This is a genomic window from Candidatus Rhabdochlamydia sp. W815 (assembly GCF_018642185.1).
In the GTDB taxonomy this organism is placed as follows: domain Bacteria; phylum Chlamydiota; class Chlamydiia; order Chlamydiales; family Rhabdochlamydiaceae; genus Rhabdochlamydia; species Rhabdochlamydia oedothoracis.
Genome location: NZ_JAAVTY010000152.1, coordinates 1,396 through 2,754 on the forward strand (window position 1 = coordinate 1,396; position 1,359 = coordinate 2,754).

The window sequence follows — 1,359 nt, forward strand, 5'->3', positions numbered from 1 at the left end:
GTGGGAAGGATCTATCAGCAAACAGTGATTGACACCTATAGTAAAGTTGCTTTTACTAAGTTGTATGACAGAAAAAATGCACTAGTAGTAGCAGAAGTATTAAATGATAAAACAATACCCTGGTTTGAAGAACAAGAGTTAAGAGTGTTAAGAATACTTAACCGTAGAGGGACAGAGTACTGTGGGAGTCGGGAATACCATGAATATGAGCTTATCTTACAATAGAAGATATTGAACATACTCGAACAAAGGCAAGGCATCCTCAAACCAACGGAATCTGTGAGAGGTTTCATCAGACGATTCAAAATGAATTTTATGCATCAGCATTTAGGCAAAAAGTTTATCATAGTCTAGAAGAACTGCAAATGGATGTGGATAAATATGTAAAAGAGTACAATGAAGAGCGAGTCCATTTTGGGAAATATTAGATCTCTTGCATAACCAATAAGCAATCTAAAATTTTAAAGTATTTTAATCAAGGAGATATGATTGTTTGAGAGATATAGCTGGAAATGCTTTTGTTAAGATTAGGAATCTATAAATGAAAGCTTTAAAATAAGGGGTTATGCAAGAAATCTATTGTTATGGGAAGACACCATGGCAAACATTTCAGGATGCAAAGCACCTAGCACAAATGAAAATGCTAGACACATTACACCAAATTGACACTGTCAATGAAGTGCTGTCTGTCAACTCAAGTTCTGTCTAGGACATCTTATTGCTGGAATCTACAATTATGAAATTTTTATTTAACTACGCAAGAGGTCTATTGCATCATGTCGTAAAGATTATTTATTAGATCTGGTAGGTGCAAAGGAAATTCTTCATGCGTAAGCCCTGATAGATACATATAATATTAGTTGCTTATAATTATTAACTTAGAAATATTTCTTGTGTAGAGTAATTGGGGCTTATTTATTGACTAAAACCCAAAACTGAGGTTATTAATACCGATGACTGGACTCGAACCAGCACTTTATCGCTAAAAGTAGATTTTGAGTCTACCGCGTCTACCATTCCGCCACATCGGCACATAAATAGGGCAGTGTAGAGAAAATTGCAGATAAATACAAGGGTTCTTAAGCTAAAATCTGCCTAAGAACCTGTTTAAAATCTTCTCATTAAGGTATAATGATAGTTTTCATAAAACCTTTGGAGGTAGTTATGACCCGCTCTTATCCAAGCGATATTTCTCGTAAACAATTTAGCAAAATCCATCTAATACTTGAGTCTACACGCAAAAAAACACGTCCACGAAGAGTTGATCTATATGATATTTTTTGTGGAATTTTGTACATTTTAAAAAGTGGTTGCCAGTGGCGTATGTTACCCATAGAATATCCTAAATGGGAATTATGT

Annotated in this window: 2 protein-coding genes, 1 tRNA gene and 1 pseudogene; 3 read left to right on the plus strand and 1 reads right to left on the minus strand. The window is 34.6% G+C overall.

Annotated elements, in window-relative coordinates; translation table 11 throughout:
- Together RHOW815_RS08725 and RHOW815_RS07720 are read left to right on the plus strand one after the other, a co-directional pair.
- Positions 1-422: pseudogene (locus RHOW815_RS08725) on the plus strand (integrase core domain-containing protein); the annotation flags it as partial.
- Positions 423-565: 143 nt separating this feature from the next.
- On the plus strand, positions 566-709 hold the full coding sequence (locus tag RHOW815_RS07720) for a hypothetical protein (protein ID WP_215217727.1): 144 nt from the start codon (positions 566-568) through the stop codon (positions 707-709).
- Between the two features lie 239 nt (positions 710-948).
- On the opposite strand, the gene RHOW815_RS07725 is transcribed toward RHOW815_RS07720, so the two are convergent.
- Positions 949-1,031, minus strand: a tRNA-Leu gene (locus RHOW815_RS07725).
- Positions 1,032-1,164: 133 nt separating this feature from the next.
- On the opposite strand from RHOW815_RS07725, the gene RHOW815_RS07730 reads away from it, so the two are divergent.
- The coding region (locus tag RHOW815_RS07730) for a transposase (protein ID WP_251368261.1) at positions 1,165-1,359 on the plus strand (195 nt) is incomplete at its 3' end.